The organism is Nocardia sp. NPDC004260 (assembly GCF_053603155.1).
On record NZ_JBSGEZ010000052.1, the window covers coordinates 34,853 to 55,850 of the forward strand.

Consider the following 20,998-nt stretch of genomic DNA (forward strand, 5'->3'; position numbering starts at 1 on the left):
TCCCTTTCGTATGGCGGTCTCAGAGGTCGACGACGAGGTGTTCGCCCGCGGCGCGGGACACGCAGGCCAGCATCTGGTTCTCGCGTTCGGCCGCGGTGAGCACACGATCCCGGTGGTCCACGGCGCCGGAGACGACCGCGACTTTGCAGGTGCCGCAGAAACCCTGGCGGCAGGAGTAAGGAGTTTCCGGCAGTGCGCGGTGAATCGCGGTGAGCGCCGTTTCGTCGGCCGCGACCCGGACGGTGGTCCCCGTGCGCGCCAGAGTGAGGTCGAATTCCGCGCCGTCGACGACCGGGAGCGCGGAGAACCGTTCGGTGTGCAGCGAGGCCGCCGGGTTGAGTTCGAACAGGCACCGCTGCGCCGCCTCGAGCATCGGCGGCGGCCCGCACACGTACACCGCCGCACCGGGTTCTGCGCGCGCCAGCAGTGCGGCGACATGCGGAGGGCCGAATTCGTCGTCCGGCCTGACGTCGGCGCCGGGCAGGTCGGCCAGGAACGGCATGGTCTCGCGTGAGCGGCCGACGTACACCAGTCGCCCACGCGCGCCCGCGGCCTCGACCATCGGGATGATCGGGGTGATGCCGATGCCACCGGCCAGGAACAGATACGACGGCGCCTCGACGAAGGTGAACGCGTTGCGCGGCCCGCGAATGCGCAGATGGTCGCCGACTCGCAGCGAATGATGGATCTCGCGCGATCCGCCGCCCCCGTCGGGAATGAGCCGCACCGCGATGCGATACCGGAACCGGTCGTTCGGGTCGCCGCACAGCGAGTACTGGCGCTGCCGTCCCGAGGGCAAGAAGACATCCACGTGCGCGCCCGGCCGCCACGTGGGCAGCGGACTGCCATCGGCCGCGCGCAGTGTCAGGCTCACCACGTCGGCGGCTTCGCGTTCGATCCCGGCGATCGTGACGTCCGTATCGAAGCCCGTGCGGCGCACCGTGTTCGGGCGGGACAGGAGTGCGGCGGTGCGTCCGGTGACGAACACCTTCCGATAGATGTCCATGACATCGCCGATCAGGCGCAGTCCCCCGGGCGCCGAGCGCTCGGCCAGGGCGGGTGATCCGTTCATCGGTGCGCCGCCCGCGCGGCAGACGAGTGCGCCAGATAGCGCAGGGCCTTGTCCATCGGACCCAGCTGGGACGGATGGAAACCCGGCCGCAGGTACCGCGGCATCTCGGTGACGAAGACCGTCCACTTCGGGATGACGCCCCGCCGGGTCGCGCTCCAGAACTGCAGGCCCCAGAACCGGCCCTTCTGCGGCGACGGATCCTTCCGGTAGAGATAGGCGGTGGAGACGATGAACAGCGGCAGCAACGTCGCGCTGGCCAGGATCGCCGTGCGGGCTTTCCGTGCGTAGCTGCCGTCGATATGCATGAAAGCGTCGTAGACGACGCTGCGGTGCTCCACCTCTTCGGCGCCGTGCCACCGGACCAGGTCCAGCATCGCCGGATGCATGCCCTTCTCCTCGAGGATGTCCGCGTTGAGCAGCCATTCCCCGAGTACCGCTGTGTAGTGCTCCATGCCCGCGAACAGACCCAGCCGTTCCTTGAGCCACTCCTCCCGCGCCCGGCCGGTCAAGCCGTGGTCACCGAGGATGCGATCGACCAGCCAGGCGACTTTGCCGACGTAGGAATCGACGTCCAAGCCGATCGATCGCAGGTGGGCGCGCGCGGCTTCGTGACTGTTCGCGTGCATGGTCTCCTGCCCGATGAACCCCGTCACCTCCTCCCGCAATCGTTCGTCGTCGATGTGCGGCAGGGCTTCGGCCAGCGCCTGCGCCATGGCTCGTTCCCCTTCGGGCAGCACCAGGTGCATCACATTGACGATGTGGGTGGCCAAGGCCTCGCCCGGCACGTAGTGCATGGGCACGGAGTCGAAATCGAAATGGACGTCGCGCGCATGGATGGCATGCGCTTCGTCGCGATACCGGCGCTGCGTCGCGCCTGCCTGCTCAGCCATGACCCGACCGTACAGAACAACAAATCTCATTGCAATGTTGCAGCAACAACTCGGGCTGAATGTTGCACGATGGATTCGTTTTGCTAGCGTTGGCCCATGCCCACCGCGTCGAAGGCCACTGCGAGCAGCGAGAATGTCGCCGGTACCCTCGTCACCCGGATCTTGGACGCGGCTCTGGTCCTCTTCGAGCAGGTCGGCGTCAAGAAGACGACGATCGAGGAAGTGGCGCGGAAGGCGGGCGTCGACCGGGTGACGGTCTATCGCCATGTCGGTGGCCGCGACGATTTGGTGCAAGCCGTGATCAGCCGGGAGGTGGCCGCGGTGCTCTCCGAGATCACCGAGATCGCCGACCGGCACGACGAGCTCGGCGATCTGGTCGCCGACATCTTCGTCACCGTGATCACCCGCTGGCGCACGAATCCGCTGGTGGACCGCATGCTGGCGCTGGAACCGGCGCGCGTTGTCCTGAAACTCACCGTCGATGGCGCGGTCCCGTTCGCGATGTCCGTCCACGCGACGGTCACCGCGCTCGAGCGTGCTGTCGAACGGGGAATTCTGCCGCCCGCAACGGATCTGACTACTCGTGCGGAAATCGTGTGCCGGATCGTCCACTCGCTGATCCTCGCGCCGCACGGACTCACCGAACTCCGGACCGACGGGCAACTCGACGATTTCGCGCGCACATACCTGGTACCGGTGGTGGCCGGACCGAACGTCGCGCCCAGCTGACGCCGGACGCACCGGGCCGGTCGCTCCGTGGAATGCCGCGCGCGGATGTCCAACGGGCGAACGCTCGGTGGTACCGCGGCAACCGCATTCGCCTGCTTGTAGGGTGTGCCCGGAGCCGGGAGAGTATCCGGCGCAGGCGCGGAGGAAGGAACGGAAAACCGCTGCGCCGCAATTCATCAGAAGACGCCTTTGTTCACTTAGCGATCCCGGATGTGCCGTTGAGCAGCGCCACGTCGAATCCGGCGCGTTCGGCGAAACGGTCCTCGGCATCTGCCGCGCTCTCGTCGCGACGGGACGCTCGGCCGTACCGGCGACAAGGCCCGGCTAATAGCGGAGAGTGTGCTATTTGACGGGCGATCGATCTCGAATGACCGCGTGGTGAGGGGTGCCCGCGGCCGTCAGCGGATCGTCGAACATCGTCCCGTTGATCATGTGATGCGCGGTGTTTCACTGTGGCCCCGTACTTCTGGCATATGGATCCCAGCAGTCAACCGCTGGATGTCTTTCCATCCAGAAGCCTTCAGCCAACGAAGAGATGAGGGTAGCTGCATGTTGACTGTGTGATGATGAAGGAGGAGGGGTGGCGATCGCGATGACCTACAAGGTGGCTGTCGTCGGAGCGGGTTTCGGCGGCATCGGGATGGGAGTCGGATTGCGGCGAGCCGGGATCACGGATTTCGTGATCTTCGAGCGGGGCGGCGATGTCGGCGGGGTTTGGCGAGACAACACCTATCCGGGCTGCTCCTGTGATGTGCCGTCCCACTTGTATTCGTTCTCGTTCGCGCCCTACCGAAGTCGGCGCATCCGATATCCGCGCCAGGCGGAGATCCTGGAGTATCTGCGCCGGGTCGCCGCCGACCACGGTTTGGTTCCGCATCTGCGATTGGGCACCGAGATCAGGGAAGCCAGGTATCTGGAAACCGAGGGCGGGTGGGAACTGACCACGTCCGACGGGCGGCGTGCGGTCGCCGAGGTGGTGATCTTCGCCGTGGGCCAGCTGCACCGGCCGAGCATTCCCGATCTCGCGGGCCGGTCGGATTTCGCCGGACCGTCGTTCCATTCCGCGCGCTGGGACCACGACCAGGACCTGCGCGGCAGGGACGTGGCGGTGATCGGCACCGGCTCCAGCGCGGCACAGATGTTGCCGACACTGGCCAGGAAAGCCCGGCGGGTCCGCGTCTTCCAGCGCACACCGCACTGGGTACTGCCCAAACCACCCGCCGACTTCGGGCCGCTCGCTCGAACGGCGCTGCGGCTGCCCGGCGCTCACCATCTCTTTCGCCGAGTCCTGTACTACGGCTCCGATGCCGTGCTCGCGCCGATCATGCGCCGAGGTTGGTCGGCGCGGCCCGCCGAATGGGCTGCCCGGCGGTACCTGCACAGCCGGATCGCGGACCCGCGGCTGCGGGCGAAACTCACCCCCGACTATCCGATCGGGGGCAAGCGCATCATCTTCGACAGCCACTACTATTCGGCCTTGGCCCGCGAGAACGTCGAGCTGATCACCGCCCCGATCGCCCGGATCACCCGCGACGGACTGCGCACCGCCGATGGTGCACACCATGCCGCGGATGTGATCATCTACGCCACCGGTTTCCGTGCTCCGGAGTTCCTGGTCCCGATCACCGTGCGTGGACGCGGGGGCGTGGTGCTGCACGACCAGTGGCGTTCCGGAGCGACCGCGCTACTGGGCATGGCGGTTCCCGGCTATCCGAATGCCTTCCTGATCGCCGGGCCGAACAGTTTCAACCCCGCGGGCAGCAATCCGGGAATGAAGGAGTGTCAGGTGGACTACATCGTCCGTTGCCTGCACTGGCGTGACCGGATCGGCGCGTCCGCCATCGAGGTCAGGGAAACCGCGATGCGGGCACATCAGCAGTGGCTCGAGCAAGCGGTCACCAAGACGGTGTGGCCCGCGATGAGACCGAACTGCTGGTACAAACACGCCAGCGGGCGCGTCACCAACCCGTGGCCCGCCTCGGCGCGTGCCTTCGATCGCGCATTACGGCGACCGCCGTCCGAATCGTTCCGTGCGGTTCCCCCCGATCCGGCGAACCCGGCAGATCCGGCCGCATCGGAACCGGCCGCCGGAATCCACTCCGAGTGACAATGCCCGGCCGAGCCGTATTTCGTTGCTACTCGGATGTTTCCGGTCGCTGGGCCGAATTCGCACCCGAGATCGGTTCATAGAGGGCGATGTGCCAGGCGGAGCCGGGCGTCGGCCGTATCACGGCGCGGCGTTCGTGCGGTCCGATGACCGGCTGCGCGGCTTCGAAACCTCCGGCGCGCAGCCGGTTCAACGCGGCATCCAGGTCGTCCACCTTGATCGCGAGGAACGGGCTGTCGTCGTCGCGGTCGGTGCCCGCGAGCATCACGCGGACGCCATCGCTGTCGAACTGGGCCCAGCGGTCGCCGTCGACGACGGTGGGTTCGGTCGCGAGGACGGCGGCCAGCAGTGCCACCGTGGCGGGCAGGTCGTCGGTGGGGTAGGCGGGGCCGATCCGTTGGATCGTCATGGGTGGGTCCTAACAGTGCGTGGTGCGGGCTCGTTCAGGAACGCCGCTCGGCGTGGGCGGCGCGTACGACCTCGTAGGTGGCGGTGTTGGCCCGGACCGCCTCGGGCAGCTCGTCGGCCATGCTCAGGAAGCCGTGGAACATGCCGTCGCAGCGGTGGATCGCCGCCGGGACTCCGGCTTGCCGCAGCCGCTGTCCGTAGTCCTCGCCCTCGTCGCGAAGCGGATCGAACTCGGCGGTGACGATGTGTGCGGGCGGGAGCCCGGACAGGTCGGCGGTGAGTGGGTTGGCGTACGGATCGGCGCCGTCGTGGGAGCCCAGGTACTGACGCCAATACCAGCGCAGGTGGGCGGCGGTGGTGAAATAGCCGTCCGCGTTCTGGCGGTAGGACGCCGTGGCGCAGGCCGGATCGAGCATAGGATACAGCAGCAGTTGCCGGGCGATCTCGGGGCCGCCTCGATCGCGTGCCATCAACGTGCTCACCGCGGCGAGGTTGCCGCCCGCGCTGTCCCCGGCCACGACGAGGCAGGCGGGATCGCCGCCCAGCGTTTCGGCGTGGTCGGCGACCCAGCGCAGCGCCGCGTACGCGTCCTCGGCCGCCGCGGGGAACCGGTGCTCGGGCGCCTGCCGGTAGTCCACCGACACCACGATCGCCTCCGCCCCGACGGCCATGGCCCGGCAGAACCGGTCATGGCTGTCGAGGCTGCAGATCACGAATCCGCCGCCGTGGCAGAAGATCACGATCGGAGGCGGTTGCACCGCCGCGGCGGGACGATAGATGCGGACCCGGATCTCGGGTGCGCCCGGCGGGCCGGGAACCAGTCGATCCCACACCTCGGCGACGGGTATCGGATCGACGAGGGGCGCGGGGCGGGCGGCGAGCAGCCGCCGCGCCTCGGCGGCGTCGAGCACTTCGGTCCCCAATTTCGGGAACGCGGCGCCCGCGGCCTCGACGATCGCCCGCGCCTGTGGTGTCAGCGGCATCGCGGCTCGCTCCTTTCGCTACTGCTCGAGGTCCGGTGGCAGGAACTTGCCCGCCGCCAGGCCGCCGTCGATCGTCACCTCGGCGCCGGTGATGTAGGCCGAGGCATCGGAGGCCAGGAACGCGACCAGTTCGGCGACCTCCTCCGGCGCGCCGGTGCGTTGCAGCGGCAGGGACGGGAAGCTGCCGGGGCCGGTGGTCAGGTACGGGACCATCGGCGTCGCGATCGGGCCAGGATGCACCGAGTTGACCCGGATTCCGGCCGGACCCAGCTCGAGCGCGGCGGTCTTGGTCAGCCCGCGCAGTCCCCACTTCGAGGAGCCGTAGGCGGAGTGGCCCATCAGTCCCTCGAGGCCCGCCTGCGAGGAGATGTTGACGATCGAGCCGCCGCCCGCCCGCGTCATCGGCCCGATCGTCGCCTGGATGCCGCGGAACGGGCCGACCAGATTCACGCGCAGGATTCGCTCCAACTCCTCCGGCGCGGTGTCGGTCAGCGGCTTCGCGGTGTAGATGGCGGCGTTGTTCACCAGGACGTCCAGCTTGCCGAACGCCGAAACGGCCGTGCCGACGGCGGCCTCCCAGCCGTCATCGCTGCCGACGTCGTGCCGGACGAAACGCGTGGCGGCGCCCAATGATTCGGCCAGTTGCGTGCCTTCGGCTTCCAGCACGTCGGTGATCACCACGCGGGCGCCGCGCTCCACGAACAGCCGCGCCTCGGCGGCGCCCTGTCCCCGGGCGGCGCCGGTGATCAGGGCGACCTTCCCACTCAGGTCAACCATGTCGAACTCCTCGATGTCGTGGCGGGTCAGCTGTTGCGGAAGTGGGGGATGACCTTCTCGCCCCAGTGCCGGATGGTTTCCAGGCAGGCCTCCTGCGGCACGGTGCCCATCTGGATGAGGCAGAGGATCTCGTCGGCGCCCGCGGCCTGCAGACGCTCGACGTAGGCGATGGCGTCCTCGGGGCTGCCGTAGGCGTGCTCGACGTTGAAGACCGAGGTGGCGCCGGTCTTCACGGGGATCTTGGCCTCGTGCAGGTAGGCCACGTGGTCGTCGGCGGCCTGCTTGATGGCGGCGACTTCGTCCGCGTTCGGGTCCACGGCCTCGTCGGGAGCCGGACCCGCGCCGTAGTAGTGCTTAATGGACTGGGCGAAGAAGCGCTGTCCGCGGGCGCCGATCTGCTGGGCCTTCTCCCGGTCGTCGAGGACGATGGTGGGGCACAGCGCCGCGAAATGATCGTTCACGACGGTCGAGACGAAACGCTCACCGGTGCGCGCTGCGATCGCCTCGTCATAGGTGCGCCGGAGTTCGGCGATCTCCTCCACGCCGGCGAAACCCAGCACGAGCGCGCCGATTCCGTAGTCGGCGGCCATCTTCAGCGTGTCCTTCTTGGTGCACGCCATGAACAGCGGCGGATGCGGCAACTGTTGCGGCCGCGGCAGCAGCGAATGCGGCGAGACCTGCAAGAGTTCGCCGTTGTACTCGAATTCGGCTTCGGGATCCTGCCATGCCTTGCCGATCATGCGCAGCGACTCCTCGACCTCCTGGTAGGTGCGCTCGGGGTCGACACCGCACATGGAGGTCTCCACCGACGTCGCGCCGCGGCCCGCGCCGAGGTTGAGCCGGCCGCCGGACAGTACGTCGAGCATCGCGGCGCGTTCGGCCGCCCGCACGGGGTGGTTGAAGTTGAACGGCATGCACACCACGCCGTGCCCGATCCGGATCCGTTCGGTCTTGGCGGCCACCCAGGTCAGGAAGACCTCAGGGGCGCTCATGTGCGCGTACCACTTCAAGCCGTGGTGCTCGACCGCCCAGACGGTGTCGAATCCCATCTCGTCGGCGAGTACCGCCTGCTCGACACAGTCGCGCAGCACCTGGTGCTCATGCTCGCGCGAGGGGTTGGCCATCTGGGCCTCGAAGATCATCGAGAACTTCATCCGGTCTCCTTCTCGATCGCCCGATCGGGCGTTTCCGGTTTCGTCGGGGTGCTTCGTCCCGCTGCGGGACAGTCGGAAGCTGTATGCCTAATCGAAATATGACCGCTGGAACTTCTCAGGTCAGGAGCTAGTCCCGCTGGCCGGGACCGTCCGGTGCCCGCGCCCCGGTGGGCGACCTAGCGTCGGTGCGCAAGGGACGGTCAGAGAGGACGGAAATCGGTGGGACAACTCGACGGCAAGGTGGCGCTGGTCACCGGCGGGGCGCGCGGGATGGGCGCCGAGCACGTACGGCAGTTCGTGGCCGAGGGCGCGCGGGTGGTGTTCGGTGACGTGCTGGATCACGAGGGAACGGCGCTGGCCGCGGAACTGGGTGACGCCGCGCGGTACGTACACCACGATGTAACCAGCGAGGCCGATTGGTCCGCCGCGGTGTTGGAGGCGGTCGGCCACTACGGGCGGCTGGACGCGGTGGTGAACAACGCGGGCATCCTGCGGTTCGTCCCGATCGCCGAAATGGCTCTGGCGGATTTCACCGCGATCATGTCGGTCAACGTGACCGGCACCTGGTTGGGCATCAAGACCGCCGCACCGGCGCTCGCCGAGACCGGAGGCGGTGCGGTCGTGAACGTCTCCTCGGTGGAGGGGTTCGTCGGCGCCGCAGGCCTGTCCGCCTACAGCGCGAGCAAGTTCGCGATCCGCGGCATCACCAAGTCCGCCGCCCGCGAGCTCGGCCACTTGGGTATCCGGGTCAACTCGCTGCACCCGGGCGGCATCGCCACGCCCATGACCGCGGCGGTGTCCGGTGCGTCCGGCGTCGACGGCGACGGCTTCTTCGCGAGCCTGCCGATCCCGCGCTGGGGGCAGCCCGTCGAGGTCTCCCATGTGGCGGTGTTCCTGGCTTCGGACGCGGCGAGTTATTGCACCGGAGGCGAATTCGTGGTCGACGGCGGCATGCTCACCGGCTGCGGGTACTGACGGGAAGCGACGCGATGACTCAGGAATTCGAATTCGACGTGGTGGTAGTCGGTTCCGGCGCCGCCGGCATGACCGCCGCCCTGACGGCCGCCTACCGTGGACTTTCGGTGACGCTGATCGAGAAAGGCCGAGCGTTCGGCGGCTCCACGGCACGGTCCGGCGGCGGCATCTGGATTCCCAACAACCCGGTACTGCAGAGCGAAGACGTGCCCGACAGCCCGGAACTGGCCCGCACCTATCTCGCGGCAGTGGTGGGCGATCGGGTGCCGGAGGCCAGGCAGCGGGCGTTTCTCGAGCGCGGACCGGAGATGATGCGCTACCTCGGCGCTCGTAGCAAATATTGGGAATTCGTCTACGACCGCGGCTATTCCGACTACCACCCCGAGTTCCCCGGTGGTCTCGCCCAGGGACGCAGCATCGAGCCCGCCCCGCTGGACGGACGGCTGCTCGGCGGCGACCTGCACAAGATCAACCAGCCGACCATGTCCGGTCCCAAGGGCATCGCCTTCACCGTCAGCGACTTCCACGATCTGAACATGATCGCCCGCACCTGGGCCGGGAAACGCACCGCGATCAAGGTCGGTATCCAAGCGGTGGGGAACAAGCTGCGCGGACGGCTGCCGCTGAGCCTGGGCAAGGCGCTCGCGGCCCGGCTGTGGCTGTCGCTGCGCGACGCCGGGGTGCCGGTGTGGCTGAACACGCCGCTGACCGAACTGATCACCGAGGGCAACGCGGTGGTCGGCGTACGCGCCGAGCGCGACGGGACGCCGGTGGTGATCAAGGCGCGCCGCGGCGTGGTGCTGGCGGCGGGCGGCTTCGAGCACAACCTGGAGATGCGTCGGCAGTACATGAGCGGCCCCCAATCCACCGAATGGACGGTCGGCGCCACCGAGAACGTCGGTGAGGGCATCGTCGCGGGCCAGAAGGCCGGTGGCGCGGTCGATCTCATGGACGACGCCTGGTGGGGGCCGTCCGTGCGCAATCCCGACGGGCCGCCGTTCTTCTGCCTGGCCGAGCGCTCCCAGCCCGGCGGCATCATGGTGAACCACGCGGGCGAGCGGTTCGTCAACGAATCGGCGCCCTACGTGAACGTCGTGCACAAGATGTACGAGCAGGAAGCGGCGGGCGTCGGGCACATCCCCGCGTACTTCATCATGGACCAGCGGTTCCGGGACCGGTACCTGTTCCTCGGCAACTTCCCCAAGCGTCCGCTTCCGCAGAAGTACCTGGATGCCGGGATCATCCGGCAGGCAGACACTTTGGCCGAGCTCGCGGCGAAGATCGGCGTGCCGCCCGCGGCGCTCACCGCGACGGTGGAGCGGTTCAACGGATTCGCCCGCGCCGGTCGTGACGAAGACTTCCGCCGTGGTGATTCCGCGTACGACCGCTATTACGGCGACCCGACCGTGCGCCCGAATCCGTGCCTGGGACCGATCGAGCAGGGCCCCTTCTACGCCGTCGAGATGGTGCCGGGCGATCTGGGCACCAAGGGCGGTCTGGTCACCGACGAGCACGCGCGCGTCCTCGACAGCGACGACCAGCCCATCCCCGGCCTGTACGCGGCGGGGAACAACTCGGCCTCGGTGATGGGCAACGACTACGCGGGCGCGGGCGCGACCATCGGTCCCGCCATGGTGTTCGGCTACATCGCGGCCGGTCATATCGCGGGAAACCAGCCGGGAACGACCGAACAGCGAGCGCGGACATCGGAAGGAGCGCGTTGATGGGACGCGTCGAGGGTAAGAACGTGATCGTCACCGGCGGCGCCCGGGGAATGGGTGCGGCCTTCGCGCGGCGGCTGGTCGCCGAGGGCGCCAGGGTGGTGATCAGCGACGTCCTGGTGGACGATGGCGTGGCTCTGGCCGCCGAGTTGGGCGACGCGGCGACCTTCCTCCCGCTCGACGTCACCGACGAGTCGGCCTGGAACGACGTGGTCACCTACACCGAGAAGGTCTTCGGGCCGGTCTCGGGCCTGGTCAACAACGCGGGGATCGTTCATGTCGATCCGATCGAGAAGCTGTCGGAAGCCGATTTCCGCAAGGTGATCGACGTCAACCAGGTCGGGGTCTTCCTCGGCATGAAGGCGGTGCTGGGGTCGATGCGCCGGGCCGGAGGCGGCTCCATCGTGAACATCTCCTCGATCGGCGGCATCATCGCCTTCTCGAACATCCTCGGCTACACCGCGTCCAAATGGGCCGTGCGCGGCATGACCAAGACCGCCGCGCAGGAGTTCGCCGCCGACGACATCCGCGTCAACTCGGTGCATCCCGGCGTCGTGGTCACCGAGATGACCGCGGATTCCGCACGCTCACAGGGCATGTCGGGCAACCAGCCGATCCGCAGGCCCGGCCGTCCCGAGGAGCTGGCGAACCTGGTGCTGTTCCTGATCAGCGACGAGTCGAGCTTCAGCACCGGCTCGGAATTCGTGGCGGACGGCGGCTACACGTGCCTGTGAGGACTTCCGGCAGGGCAAACCGGCGGGCCGACCGCCGAGCGAGACAAGGAAATCGACCGTGAAGAATTTCGAGGGCAGGACCGCGGTGATCACCGGCGCGGGCGCGGGCATCGGCCGGGCGTTGGCGGTCGAACTCGCCCGCCGCGGCGCTCGGCTGGCGCTGTCGGGCCGCAACGTGGAGAACGTCGCCGAGACCGCGGCGCTGTGTAGCAAGGAAGGCGCGCAAGCCCGCGCGTACAAGCTGGACGTGACGGACCGGGCGGCGGTGTACCGCCACGCCGACGAGGTCGCCGAGGACTTCGGCGGGATCAATCTGGTGGTCAACAACGCCGGAGTCTCGCTGACCGCGAACGTGGAAGAACTCAGCTGGGGCGACTTCGAATGGATCGTCGGCATCAACTTCTGGGGCGTGGCCTACGGCACGAAGGCGTTCCTGCCTCATGTCATCGCCTCCGGTGACGGCCATATCGCGAACGTGTCGAGCATGTTCGGCCTCGCCGCCTGCCCCAGCCAGGGCGCCTACAGTGCGACGAAATTCGCCATTCGCGCCTTCACCGACGCGCTGCGGCAGGAGATGAACATCGCCGGGCACGCGGTGGGCGTCAGCAGCGTGCATCCGGGCATGATCAAGACCGAGATCGCCTGGAAGGCGCGGGCGGGCGGCGATCGCGATCGCGACGCGCTGGCCGCCAACTTCGACCGCCTGGCCAAGACCACCCCCGAGCACGCCGCGCGGGTCATCGTGAGCGGTATCCGCAAGAACAAGGCGAAGATCTTGATCGGCGCGGACGCCCACGTCATCGACTGGCTGCCCCGCCTTTTCGGCGCCGGTTATCAGAAGATCCTCACCGCCCAGATGAAGAACGAGGTCGCCTGACAGTGTGTCCGGCGGTGGTCCACCACCGTCGGACACACTCAGTCGTCGTCCTCGATCAGCAACAGACAACTCGCCTCCAGGTGCACGATGCACTCGTCCGGGCGATGCAGGCGGTGGATGTACCGCAGCTCACGTGCGCGTTCGTGGGTCAGGTCCAGTAGGTGCACCCGACACATGAACTCGGCAAGCATGCCGTCTGCTTGGACAAAGACTCTATGGTGCAGATGATCCGGCGATGCCACGATGACGCTCCTGCTTGCGGTGCCATAGTTCGTGAAGAAGGGCAGCGGTGCGTTTTCGGTCGTCCAGACGCTGGACGACATGGTGATGTCCCGTCCGCATTCGGATGCATGGCGACACTCCACGACTGAGTGACGACCAGGGGTCAGTCCCACAACTCGGCGCACGGCAGCGGCGGTAGGTTGCTACTCACGTCGGCATCGACCGTGACAACGAGCTCTCGGTAGCCCTGTGCCAGTGCGTCTGCGACGCTCTGTGCTTGTTCGGCACCGGCCTGGTAATCCAGCGTCAAGACGCCGATCTCGATGTGGAGGTGGCGGACGCGCCGGAAAGAGCGAGATGCCGCATGGCGGGTCACTGCGACGGGACTACCCGGACGGCCGCGTTCGATGCCCGCAGGGTATTTGATTCGCAGGGATACTTCCGGTTCGGCAAGCCTCGTGGGAATGCGTCGACGTGCGCGTCCGGTCGATGATGCGGGGGATGTGCGGGTGCACGGTGTGCTTCGAGCCGAGTCAACATGGCAAGTTGGTGGATCGCGAGGGTCATATAGGGCATCGGGCCAGCGCCTTCCTGTCGCGCATCATCGGTTGGGGAGCGCCCGATACCAAGGGCTTTCGCCACCCGCTCCGGCTCACCGGAGTAGGTGCGCCGCCCTGGGGGATACGGCGTCGGCTTGGTACCGGGCACGGGTCCAACAATGCCCATGTGGCCCTTTTCGGCGCGATCGCGTAATGGTTGGGTATTGTCCGGTCATCGGGGTACTTACCAGGTCATACTGCGTTTAGTGCGGCCGGGATACGACGGACTCGTTGGTATGCGCAGCAAGTAGTCCACCGACTCAGAAGCTGGCGGCCCCCTGGGACGACCGCGTGCGCTACGCTACCGTGAGCTTTTTGCCCAGGTCAGGCGACGTAACGTAGGTGGGGCGATGGTCAGGGGTTGGCAATGGACCGGATTCGAGGCGGCGGCGCTCCAAGAGGCGATGCGGCGATCGGTACGTGACTTCGCAGTACTGCTCGGAGTCGAAACTACGACAGTTGTGAACTGGCGCTCTGGTCTGAGCGCTGTGCGGCCGCGCTCGAATACCCAGGCAATGCTGGACACGACTCTGGACCAACGGGCCACAGTCGATGATCGTGCCCGGTTCGAGCAGATCCTCAGCGAAGGGGAAGCAGCTTGGCGTGAACGGCACCCGGTGACACCGCGCAGAGAGGCGAAGGACGATTCGGGTACGGGTCTGCTCGAAACCTCTGCGGCCCGGTCCAGCGGAACCCTGGCTGCCTCATCTTCGAGTCGTAAGGCGCGGGCTACTGTGGATCGTGGCCACGCCGCCGGGCTCGGCGGTGACTACCCCACGGAGATTACGGACATGAACCGGCGCGAGTTGCTGCGGCTACTGAGTATCGCCACAACTACGCTCCCAGCTCCAGGAGCCCTCGACTGGGATCGGGTGCACTTCGCCGTAGCGTCTGGCCGGGTGGACACGACCGTCCTTGATCAGTACGGCCGCTTGAATCAGATGCTATGGAAGAGCTATGGGCAGGCGGAGACGAAGGCTGCGGTCTTCGTCGCAGCGCGTGAGCACTTGGCGGTCCTCATCGAGAGTCTTCGCAGTTCCAGGAGCGCAGAGCTGCGACGTCGTCAGCTCCAACTGATCGCTGATGCGCTTCAGTTGACCGGCGAAATTCTCCTGGACAGCAACCACTTCGCCGAGGCTGCCCACTGCTACGCCCTGTCGGGTACATTCGCGGCCGCCGCTCGTGCGTTCGACCTATGGGCCTGCGCCTTAACGCGACACGCTTACGTCGGCGTCATCGACAATCGCTTCGGTGACGCGTTGCCACTGGTGGAGGAGGCGGCCGGGGTTGCTCGCCGTGGCGATAGTCTGCTGCCAACGCGCTATTGGGTCGAGAGTGTCCGTGCACAGGTCGAAGCAGGCCTCGACAATGCCAGTGAATGCGAGCGGTCGTTCGACGCCGCCCGAGGCGTACTCGGCTTGGGCGAGACGCCCTCGCTGGGCTGGCTGCGATTCTCCGGGGCGCGTATCGACGAGGAAATAGCCAGCTGCCTTATTCGACTTCGTCAACCAGAGTCGGCTGAACGCATCTTGACGGCACTGTTGGATCGTCCCCTGTCAACTCGTCGCCGTGCCAGCGTCTTGGTCGACCTCGCCGCAGCGGGGGCACTAAGAGACGATCCGATCCAGGCGGTGTGGTACGGCGGCACGGCAGTCGACATCGCCCGCCGAACCCGTTCCGGGTACCTCGAGCGACGCCTGAACCAGTTGCGGCCGCATCTGGTTGGCATGCGAGGCGATCGTCATGTGGCGCATCTCGAGCACCGGATCACTACGCTGGCCACGTCGACCGCACATTGATGAGGAGCACTGTGAGCAATGACGACGACCACGGCGGCAGGGTCTTCCGCGAAGCCTGGATCGCCGGCGTCACCGCCTACTATCCAGGTACGCCGAAAGGCAGTTACATCGCGCCTTGGGAGGACATGCCCGAGTGGGAGCGGGCCAGTGCGGCGGCGGTCTACGGTCAGGTGGTCGCCTTCCTCGAACTCACGCGGAACGCGGCAGCTCGCCTGAGTCCGGAGCTGAAAGGGCAATTCGTGGCGATCTGCTGGATCGGTCAGATCTTGGCGCGAATACCGGATCCGAAGCCTGGCTATATCGCGCCGTGGGAGCAGTTGCCCGATTGGCAGAAGAAGACCGATATCGGGATTTTCGAGGCAATTGAGCGCCAAGTGGAAGTGTCCGGATCCACCGCCGCCTCATAGCAGGTGCCGTGAAGTGCTCAGGACAGGGCCCCCTGCGAGCGTAGGACGCGTTTGAGGACTTTGCCGCTGGCGTTTCGAGGTAGTGCGGCTACGACCTCGATGTGGCGGGGGATCTTGTATCCGGCCATGCGGGTGCGGGTCCACGTGAGGATCTCTGTGGGGTCGATTTCGGTGCGGCCGTTGGGGACGACGTAGGCGTGGGCGGCTTCGCCGAGACGAGCGTCGGGGACGCCGACTACCGCGGCCTCGGATATATCGGGGTGGGTGCGGAGGATTCGCTCGATCTCGGCGGGGTGGACGGTGAATCCGCCAACGATGAACATGTCCGTCTGGCGGCCGGTGATGCGGAGGTAACCATCGGTGTCGAGGGTGCCGATGTCGCCGGTGTGCAACCAGCCGCCGGAATCGATGGCGGACCGTGTGGCCGCGGGGTCGTCGAGGTAACCGTGCATCACGGTGGGGCCGGAGATCACGATCTCGCCGGGCGCTCCGACCGGTACCGGTCGTCCGGAATCGTCCACGACCCGAATGTGGACGCCGGGCAATGCCTTTCCTACGGTCTCGGCGAGGAGTCCGGCGGGGGTGTCGGGGGTGCAGACCGTGGCGACGCCCGTGGATTCGGTCAACCCGTACCCGGTGAAGACCTGTTCGGCGCCCAGTTCGCGGCGGATCCGCTCCACCGATTCGGTCGGCACACTCGAACCGCCCGTGCCCGCCAGGCGCAGCGAACTCAGATCGCGGCCGACCAGACCGCCGTGCGCGAGCAGGTCGTGGAAGAGGGTCGGAGGGCCGGTCAGCACGGTGATCCGCCGTCGCTCGATCACATCGAACACTTGCTCCGGCTCGAATCGGTCCATCGGCGCCATCGTGGCGCCCCGCAGCAGGCACGCGATGATCCCTGCCTTGTAACCGAAGGTGTGCGAGAAAGGGTTGACCAGCAGATATCTGTCGTCGCCGGACAGGGTGACCGCATCGGCCCAGTGGCTGAACGCCTCGATCGTCTGCCGGTGGGTGGACGGCACGCCTTTCGGCACTCCGGTGGTACCGGAGGTGAAAAGGATGTCGGAGACCGAATCCGGGTGTACGGACCGGCTCCGGGCACATGCCTCTGCGACGGATACTTCGTCGCCGAGCGCAAGAAAACGCGACCACGAGGAATCCTCGGACGCCTCGTCGAGCAGGACGGTGGTCCGCAACTCCGGTAGCGGGCGCCCGGCCTGACGCAGCATTTCCGGGTAATCGACGCCGAGGAATGCACCCACGGTCAGGAGCATGCGGCAGCGGCTGCGCGCGAGGATGTCGGCGGCCTCTGGACCGCGCAGGCGGGTACCGATGGGCACGAGCGTCGCGCCCGCGCCGAGCACGCCGAGCGCGGCGACTATCCATCGCGGGGTGTTGGGCGCCCAGATCGCCACCCGGTCACCGGGCCGCATCGATCGCGCCAGCACCGCCCGGGTGACGCGCTGCGCCGCCGCAGCGAGTTCGGCGTAGGTCAGCTGCCCCTGCGGCGTGATCACCGCGAACCGCGCGCCGTCCCGGCGTGCCCGGTCGGCGAGCACTGCCGGAATCGTCGCGGAGTCGTGCTGTGGACGGTCGGGCGCGGCAGCCGATTGTGATCCGAGCCCACCGGCCGCTCGCCGTCGATCCATGCTCTGATCGTGCCGCACCGGCAACTCGACACGGTCCGATCGCGGCGGGACATCCCGCTGACCGGGAACCTGATTCCGGTCGAGAGATCGCGCGGCGCCGCCCCGCGCGGGTATCGGCACCGGCGCTGCGCGCCGAGGGCGACGCCCGGCAGCTTCGGACAGCGTGCCGGCCGGCTCGTGCGGTGCCGGTCGTCCTGCTCAGCGGGACCACGGGTACGGCAGGTGACCGGCGGCACGGCAGGCTCGAATCGAGCGACAGGTGTGCGCCGCGGTTCGCGCCGGGCACGGTCCGTCGCAAGAGATGCGAATCGCGCTGGAGCGCAGCACGTTCGGTGATTGCTAAGGAGTGACATGACGGCCGGAGCAGAGCTAGTGGAGCGAAACGACGAGGCAGCGGGCGCGGGGCCGGTCGTCGAACTCGACGGCGCCTGTCCGCTGTCCCGGGACCGTATCGGCGGGAAGGCGTGGAGCGTCAACCGCATGCGCGCGCTCGGCCTGTCGGTGCCGCCCGCGTTCGTCATCACCATCGAAGGCTGGGCCGACTTCTCGGCGCGCGGGGAGATCGGCGAGGACATCTGGCACGGTGTCCGAGCGGGCATCGCCGCCCTGGAGCGCGGCACCGGACGTGTTTTCGGCTCCGGCACCCGTCCGCTACTGGTATCGGTCCGCTCGGGCGCCGCGGTGAGCATGCCCGGGATGATGGACACAGTGCTGAACCTCGGCATGAACGAGGCGGTGGCGCGAGCGCTGGCGGCGGAGACCGGGAACCCGGGCTACGCGGCCGACACCCGGGAGCGGTTCCGCACCCAATACCGCGAGACCGTACTGGGTGACCCCGCCGGTGCGGTGCCGGAGGATCCCTGGGAGCAGCTGCGGGCGGCCATCAGCGCGGTGTTCCGGTCCTGGGATTCGCCTCGGGCGCAGACGTATCGACGCAATCGCGGCGTGCCGGGAACCTTGGGCACCGCCGTCACCGTCCAAGCCATGGTCTTCGGCAACCTCGATGACAAGTCCGGCACCGGCGTGCTGTTCAGCCGCAACCCGAACACCGGGGAACGGGCGCTGTTCGGCGAATGGCTGGTCGGCGGGCAGGGGGAGGACGTGGTGTCCGGCCGGACCACTCCGCGACCGCTCGACGAACTGGCGACGTTGCTGCCCCGGGTGCACGCCGAACTCGCCGCGGCGGCCGACCTGCTGGAACGCGATGGCCGCGATATCCAGGACATCGAATTCACCGTCGAATCCGGCGCCTTGTGGCTGTTGCAGTCGCGGCCCGCCAAACGATCGGCGCGCGCGGCCGTGCGCGCCGCGGTGGCGATGGCCGAGGAAGGGCTCATCGGCGCCGACGAGGCACTGAAGCGGGTCACCGCCGACCAGGTGCGCACCGTGCTGCGTCCGGCGACCGGGGAGTACAGCGGGACACCGCTGGCTCGCGGCGAAGCGGCGTGTCCCGGCCTGGCTTCGGGTGTCGTCGTCACCGATCCGCATGAGGCCGAGCGCCGCGCGGAGGCGGGCGAGGACGTAATCCTCGTACGCCCGACCACCAGCCCCGACGACCTGCACGGCATGATCGCCGCCAAGGCGATCATCACCGAATTGGGCGGAGCCACTTCGCATGCCGCGCTGGTCGGTCGCGAGATCGGCAGGCCGTGCGTGGTCGGTTGCGGCCCCGGCGTCGTCGAGGCCCTCGCCGGTCAGGTGGTGACCGTGGACGGCGGTGCGGGCAGCGTCTGGCCGGGCCGGGTCGAAGGCAAACTCGTCGATGCGAGCACCCTCGCGGACGTCGGCCGATTGGCCGGGTGGGCGGGCACCGATGCCGACCGGTTGGCGGCGTGGCTCGACGCGCGCGCGACCGATGTCTCGGTGAAAGTAGATGTGGCATCCCCGGCGACCGTGACGGATATTCCCGACCTCGATTTGCTGCGGCTGATCGGCATCAAGGGCCGGGCCGCCCATGACGCGCTGGCCGCGGGCGTAGGTGCGTCTGCCGAGCCGGTCGCTGCTCGATGCGAACAGCTGGTAACCGCGGGCTGGTGCGCCGCGACACCGATCGGAGTGCGGCTCACACCCGAGGGCAGACAGCACCTGGACGGCCTGCTGGCGGCGGAGCGACGGACCGTCGACCGTGCCGCGATCGCCTCTGTCTACGCCGAATTCTGCGATTTCAACGGCGTTGTGAAAGAAGTCGTCACCGCCTGGCAGATGAAGGATCCGGCCACCGTCAACGATCATGCCGACGCCGAGTACGACGGTGCGGTGCTGACCCGGCTGACCGACCTGCACGGCGCGGTGCAACCGCTGCTGCGGCGAATCGGCGACGTCGCGCCAAGGCTGGCCCGGTACCGCGCCCGCTTCGCCCACGCCGTCGAGCGGATCTCCGCCGGTGACCACGCGTGGGTCGCACGGCCGGTGCTCGACAGCTACCACACCGTGTGGTTCGAGTTGCACGAAGACCTGATCGGACTGTGCGGCCTGAGCCGCGCCCACGAGGCGGCGGCCGGCCGTGCCCACTGACAGCACGGGCGAAGCCACCGTGCCCGGTGACCGGTGGGTCGAGTTCGCCCAGATCGACAACGTCCGCGACCTGGGCGGGCTGCCCGTACAGAACGGCGGCACAACCCGTTTCGGCGTCGTCTACCGTTCCAGCACGCCGCAGAATCTCACCGAGTCCGACCTGGCGAAGCTGCTCGGACCGATCGGTCTGCGCACAGTGATCGATCTGCGGCTGCCCGACGAGGTGGAGCGCGAGGGCTACGGACTGCTGGCCGGCGCCGATGTGCGGCGGGTCTGCCTCCCGGTGCGGAAATCGCCGCAATCCTCGCTGGCCGCGCGGGATCTGGTGCCCGACTCGAGCCGGGTGGATCTGGTCGACTTGTACGACAAGCTGCTGGCGGGCAGCGTCGAGTCCATCGTCGGGGCGGTCCGGCTCGTCGTCGACGCAGGCCACCACTCGGTGCTGTTCCACTGCGCGGCGGGCAAGGATCGCACCGGAGTGCTCGCAGCGGTGCTGCTGGACGCGGTGGGCGTGCCGCCGGAGGCGATCGCGGCCGACTACGCCCTGACCGGCGAACGCATGCACCGGGTCCGTGACCGGCTCGACGCGCTTCCGTCCTACACGGGGCTGCCCCCGGTCAGCACCGGCATTCTCGGCGTCGAGGCCGAAGTGATGCGGCGTTTTCTCGCGAAACTGTCCGCGGACCACGGCGGCGCGGCCGAGTGGTTGCTGGCCAGCGGGCTCACCACAGGGGAGCTGGCACGACTGCGTGCAGTGCTGATCGCGCCGGAATAGGACATCGCGGCCCGGTCCGGCGCGCTCACCGAGCTGCTCCGGCAGGTCAGTCCTTGACCGGGTCGGCTCCGGCCCGCTTGCTCACCGAGTCGCCGACCTCCAGCACCTTCCACAACGTCCGGTCCACACGGATCTTCATCGTGCTGCCATCCTGCAACCGAACGTGCAAGCGCCGATACAGATTCGCGCCGTCCAGCAACCCACGCGACTTCTTCACGACCGTTCCACGCCACTCCTGCTGTCCCATCGACCTACTTCCTCACTCGACTCGACGCTGACGCCGTAGCGATGCCCGACCGGCGTGGTTCCAGTGTTGCCACCCACCGCGCTGGAAACATCACCATTCAGAAGTAAGTCCGCGTGCCGAAAGTCGCACACCCCGTCGGGCGGTCGGTTGATGCCGCATGCCACCGGAGGGTGATTATGGGTCCGGCGGACACCTCTGCGTGCTGGTGGCGGCCCGATCCTCGAGCACGAATTCGTCACCCGCATCCGCTCAGCGGCGCGGTCGTCCGGTGGGTGCCGAAACGACTGAGCGGGGGGGGGGGGTGTTCATGAACCCCACCCCCCCCCCGCGCCCGCAACCCCGGGCCCCCGAAGGGTTTT

19 protein-coding genes are annotated in these 20,998 nt (G+C 67.9%); 10 read left to right on the forward strand and 9 right to left on the reverse strand.

Annotation, left to right across the window (positions count from 1 at the left end; all coding sequences use genetic code 11):
• Positions 1 to 19 precede the first annotated feature (19 nt).
• Together ACWEO7_RS26500 and ACWEO7_RS26505 are read right to left on the reverse strand one after the other, a co-directional pair.
• Positions 20 to 1,072: a PDR/VanB family oxidoreductase gene (locus ACWEO7_RS26500; protein ID WP_452427074.1), complete on the reverse strand. Its 1,053-nt coding sequence runs from the start codon at positions 1,070 to 1,072 to the stop codon at positions 20 to 22.
• The gene (locus ACWEO7_RS26505; RefSeq protein ID WP_452427075.1) at positions 1,069 to 1,962 is read right to left on the reverse strand and encodes a metal-dependent hydrolase; all 894 of its coding nucleotides are present in this window, start codon (positions 1,960 to 1,962) and stop codon (positions 1,069 to 1,071) included. Before ACWEO7_RS26505 ends, ACWEO7_RS26500 begins: the two co-directional genes overlap by 4 nt.
• Positions 1,963 to 2,058: 96 nt before the next feature.
• On the opposite strand from ACWEO7_RS26505, the gene ACWEO7_RS26510 reads away from it, so the two are divergent.
• Complete coding sequence (locus ACWEO7_RS26510; RefSeq protein ID WP_452427077.1) at positions 2,059 to 2,691, forward strand: TetR/AcrR family transcriptional regulator; 633 nt, start codon at positions 2,059 to 2,061, stop codon at positions 2,689 to 2,691.
• A gap of 580 nt (positions 2,692 to 3,271) precedes the next feature.
• Positions 3,272 to 4,798, forward strand: coding sequence for a flavin-containing monooxygenase (locus tag ACWEO7_RS26515; protein WP_452427079.1), 1,527 nt, complete (start codon positions 3,272 to 3,274; stop codon positions 4,796 to 4,798).
• Positions 4,799 to 4,826: 28 nt separating this feature from the next.
• Here ACWEO7_RS26515 and ACWEO7_RS26520 read toward each other — a convergent pair whose 3' ends face one another.
• The 4 genes from ACWEO7_RS26520 to ACWEO7_RS26535 are packed head-to-tail and all read right to left on the reverse strand — an operon-like array spanning position 4,827 to position 8,120.
• Positions 4,827 to 5,207 carry a VOC family protein gene (locus tag ACWEO7_RS26520; protein ID WP_452427080.1) on the reverse strand — a complete coding sequence of 127 codons (381 nt, stop codon included), beginning with the start codon at positions 5,205 to 5,207 and terminating at the stop codon, positions 4,827 to 4,829.
• A gap of 34 nt (positions 5,208 to 5,241) precedes the next feature.
• A complete protein-coding gene (locus ACWEO7_RS26525) occupies positions 5,242 to 6,189 on the reverse strand; it encodes an alpha/beta hydrolase (RefSeq protein ID WP_452427082.1) in 948 nt (315 codons plus the stop codon).
• 18 nt (positions 6,190 to 6,207) lie between these two features.
• Complete coding sequence (locus ACWEO7_RS26530) at positions 6,208 to 6,966, reverse strand: glucose 1-dehydrogenase (protein ID WP_452427084.1); 759 nt, start codon at positions 6,964 to 6,966, stop codon at positions 6,208 to 6,210.
• A gap of 26 nt (positions 6,967 to 6,992) precedes the next feature.
• A complete protein-coding gene (locus tag ACWEO7_RS26535; RefSeq protein WP_452427086.1) occupies positions 6,993 to 8,120 on the reverse strand; it encodes an LLM class flavin-dependent oxidoreductase in 1,128 nt (375 codons plus the stop codon).
• A gap of 219 nt (positions 8,121 to 8,339) precedes the next feature.
• Here ACWEO7_RS26535 and ACWEO7_RS26540 point away from each other — a divergent pair, with 219 nt between their 5' ends.
• The 4 genes from ACWEO7_RS26540 to ACWEO7_RS26555 are packed head-to-tail and all read left to right on the forward strand — an operon-like array spanning position 8,340 to position 12,427.
• The gene (locus ACWEO7_RS26540) at positions 8,340 to 9,095 is read left to right on the forward strand and encodes a glucose 1-dehydrogenase (RefSeq protein WP_452427088.1); all 756 of its coding nucleotides are present in this window, start codon (positions 8,340 to 8,342) and stop codon (positions 9,093 to 9,095) included.
• A 14-nt stretch (positions 9,096 to 9,109) separates the two neighbouring features.
• Positions 9,110 to 10,819, forward strand: coding sequence for a 3-oxosteroid 1-dehydrogenase (gene kstD, locus ACWEO7_RS26545; protein ID WP_452427090.1), 1,710 nt, complete (start codon positions 9,110 to 9,112; stop codon positions 10,817 to 10,819).
• Positions 10,819 to 11,550 carry a glucose 1-dehydrogenase gene (locus ACWEO7_RS26550; RefSeq protein WP_452427091.1) on the forward strand — a complete coding sequence of 244 codons (732 nt, stop codon included), beginning with the start codon at positions 10,819 to 10,821 and terminating at the stop codon, positions 11,548 to 11,550. The genes kstD and ACWEO7_RS26550 overlap by 1 nt, the downstream gene beginning before the upstream one ends.
• Positions 11,551 to 11,608: 58 nt before the next feature.
• Positions 11,609 to 12,427 carry an SDR family NAD(P)-dependent oxidoreductase gene (locus ACWEO7_RS26555; protein WP_452427093.1) on the forward strand — a complete coding sequence of 273 codons (819 nt, stop codon included), beginning with the start codon at positions 11,609 to 11,611 and terminating at the stop codon, positions 12,425 to 12,427.
• Between the two features lie 38 nt (positions 12,428 to 12,465).
• Here ACWEO7_RS26555 and ACWEO7_RS26560 read toward each other — a convergent pair whose 3' ends face one another.
• Complete coding sequence (locus tag ACWEO7_RS26560) at positions 12,466 to 12,618, reverse strand: hypothetical protein (protein ID WP_452427095.1); 153 nt, start codon at positions 12,616 to 12,618, stop codon at positions 12,466 to 12,468.
• A gap of 1,529 nt (positions 12,619 to 14,147) precedes the next feature.
• Here ACWEO7_RS26560 and ACWEO7_RS26565 point away from each other — a divergent pair.
• Both ACWEO7_RS26565 and ACWEO7_RS26570 read left to right on the forward strand, forming a co-directional pair.
• Positions 14,148 to 15,047: a hypothetical protein gene (locus ACWEO7_RS26565; protein WP_452427097.1), complete on the forward strand. Its 900-nt coding sequence runs from the start codon at positions 14,148 to 14,150 to the stop codon at positions 15,045 to 15,047.
• 11 nt (positions 15,048 to 15,058) lie between these two features.
• Positions 15,059 to 15,454 carry a hypothetical protein gene (locus tag ACWEO7_RS26570; protein WP_452427099.1) on the forward strand — a complete coding sequence of 132 codons (396 nt, stop codon included), beginning with the start codon at positions 15,059 to 15,061 and terminating at the stop codon, positions 15,452 to 15,454.
• Positions 15,455 to 15,471: 17 nt separating this feature from the next.
• Here ACWEO7_RS26570 and ACWEO7_RS26575 read toward each other — a convergent pair whose 3' ends face one another.
• The gene (locus ACWEO7_RS26575; RefSeq protein WP_452427101.1) at positions 15,472 to 17,103 is read right to left on the reverse strand and encodes a FadD3 family acyl-CoA ligase; all 1,632 of its coding nucleotides are present in this window, start codon (positions 17,101 to 17,103) and stop codon (positions 15,472 to 15,474) included.
• A 351-nt stretch (positions 17,104 to 17,454) separates the two neighbouring features.
• Here ACWEO7_RS26575 and ACWEO7_RS26580 point away from each other — a divergent pair, with 351 nt between their 5' ends.
• Complete coding sequence (locus ACWEO7_RS26580; protein WP_452427103.1) at positions 17,455 to 19,617, forward strand: pyruvate, phosphate dikinase; 2,163 nt, start codon at positions 17,455 to 17,457, stop codon at positions 19,615 to 19,617.
• A complete protein-coding gene (locus ACWEO7_RS26585; protein ID WP_452427105.1) occupies positions 19,607 to 20,392 on the forward strand; it encodes a tyrosine-protein phosphatase in 786 nt (261 codons plus the stop codon). Before ACWEO7_RS26580 ends, ACWEO7_RS26585 begins: the two co-directional genes overlap by 11 nt.
• Before the next feature lie 46 nt (positions 20,393 to 20,438).
• Here the strand turns inward: ACWEO7_RS26585 and ACWEO7_RS26590 are convergent, their stop codons facing one another.
• Positions 20,439 to 20,639 (reverse strand): DUF7489 domain-containing protein, encoded by a 201-nt coding sequence (locus tag ACWEO7_RS26590; protein WP_452427107.1) that lies wholly within the window; start codon positions 20,637 to 20,639, stop codon positions 20,439 to 20,441.
• Positions 20,640 to 20,998: the final 359 nt, after the last annotated feature.

Excerpts from the sequence above, each read along its gene's own strand:
- ACWEO7_RS26500 (WP_452427074.1), bottom strand. The coding sequence starts at position 1,072 with ATGAACGGATCACCCGCCCTGGCCGAGCGCTCGGCGCCCGGGGGACTG.
- ACWEO7_RS26505 (WP_452427075.1), bottom strand. The coding sequence starts at position 1,962 with ATGGCTGAGCAGGCAGGCGCGACGCAGCGCCGGTATCGCGACGAAGCG.
- ACWEO7_RS26510 (WP_452427077.1), top strand. The coding sequence starts at position 2,059 with ATGCCCACCGCGTCGAAGGCCACTGCGAGCAGCGAGAATGTCGCCGGT.
- ACWEO7_RS26520 (WP_452427080.1), bottom strand. The coding sequence starts at position 5,207 with ATGACGATCCAACGGATCGGCCCCGCCTACCCCACCGACGACCTGCCC.
- ACWEO7_RS26525 (WP_452427082.1), bottom strand. The coding sequence starts at position 6,189 with ATGCCGCTGACACCACAGGCGCGGGCGATCGTCGAGGCCGCGGGCGCC.
- ACWEO7_RS26530 (WP_452427084.1), bottom strand. The coding sequence starts at position 6,966 with ATGGTTGACCTGAGTGGGAAGGTCGCCCTGATCACCGGCGCCGCCCGG.
- ACWEO7_RS26535 (WP_452427086.1), bottom strand. The coding sequence starts at position 8,120 with ATGAAGTTCTCGATGATCTTCGAGGCCCAGATGGCCAACCCCTCGCGC.
- kstD (WP_452427090.1), top strand. The coding sequence starts at position 9,110 with ATGACTCAGGAATTCGAATTCGACGTGGTGGTAGTCGGTTCCGGCGCC.
- ACWEO7_RS26550 (WP_452427091.1), top strand. The coding sequence starts at position 10,819 with ATGGGACGCGTCGAGGGTAAGAACGTGATCGTCACCGGCGGCGCCCGG.
- ACWEO7_RS26560 (WP_452427095.1), bottom strand. The coding sequence starts at position 12,618 with ATGCTTGCCGAGTTCATGTGTCGGGTGCACCTACTGGACCTGACCCAC.
- ACWEO7_RS26575 (WP_452427101.1), bottom strand. The coding sequence starts at position 17,103 with ATGGATCGACGGCGAGCGGCCGGTGGGCTCGGATCACAATCGGCTGCC.
- ACWEO7_RS26580 (WP_452427103.1), top strand. The coding sequence starts at position 17,455 with ATGACGGCCGGAGCAGAGCTAGTGGAGCGAAACGACGAGGCAGCGGGC.
- ACWEO7_RS26590 (WP_452427107.1), bottom strand. The coding sequence starts at position 20,639 with ATGGGACAGCAGGAGTGGCGTGGAACGGTCGTGAAGAAGTCGCGTGGG.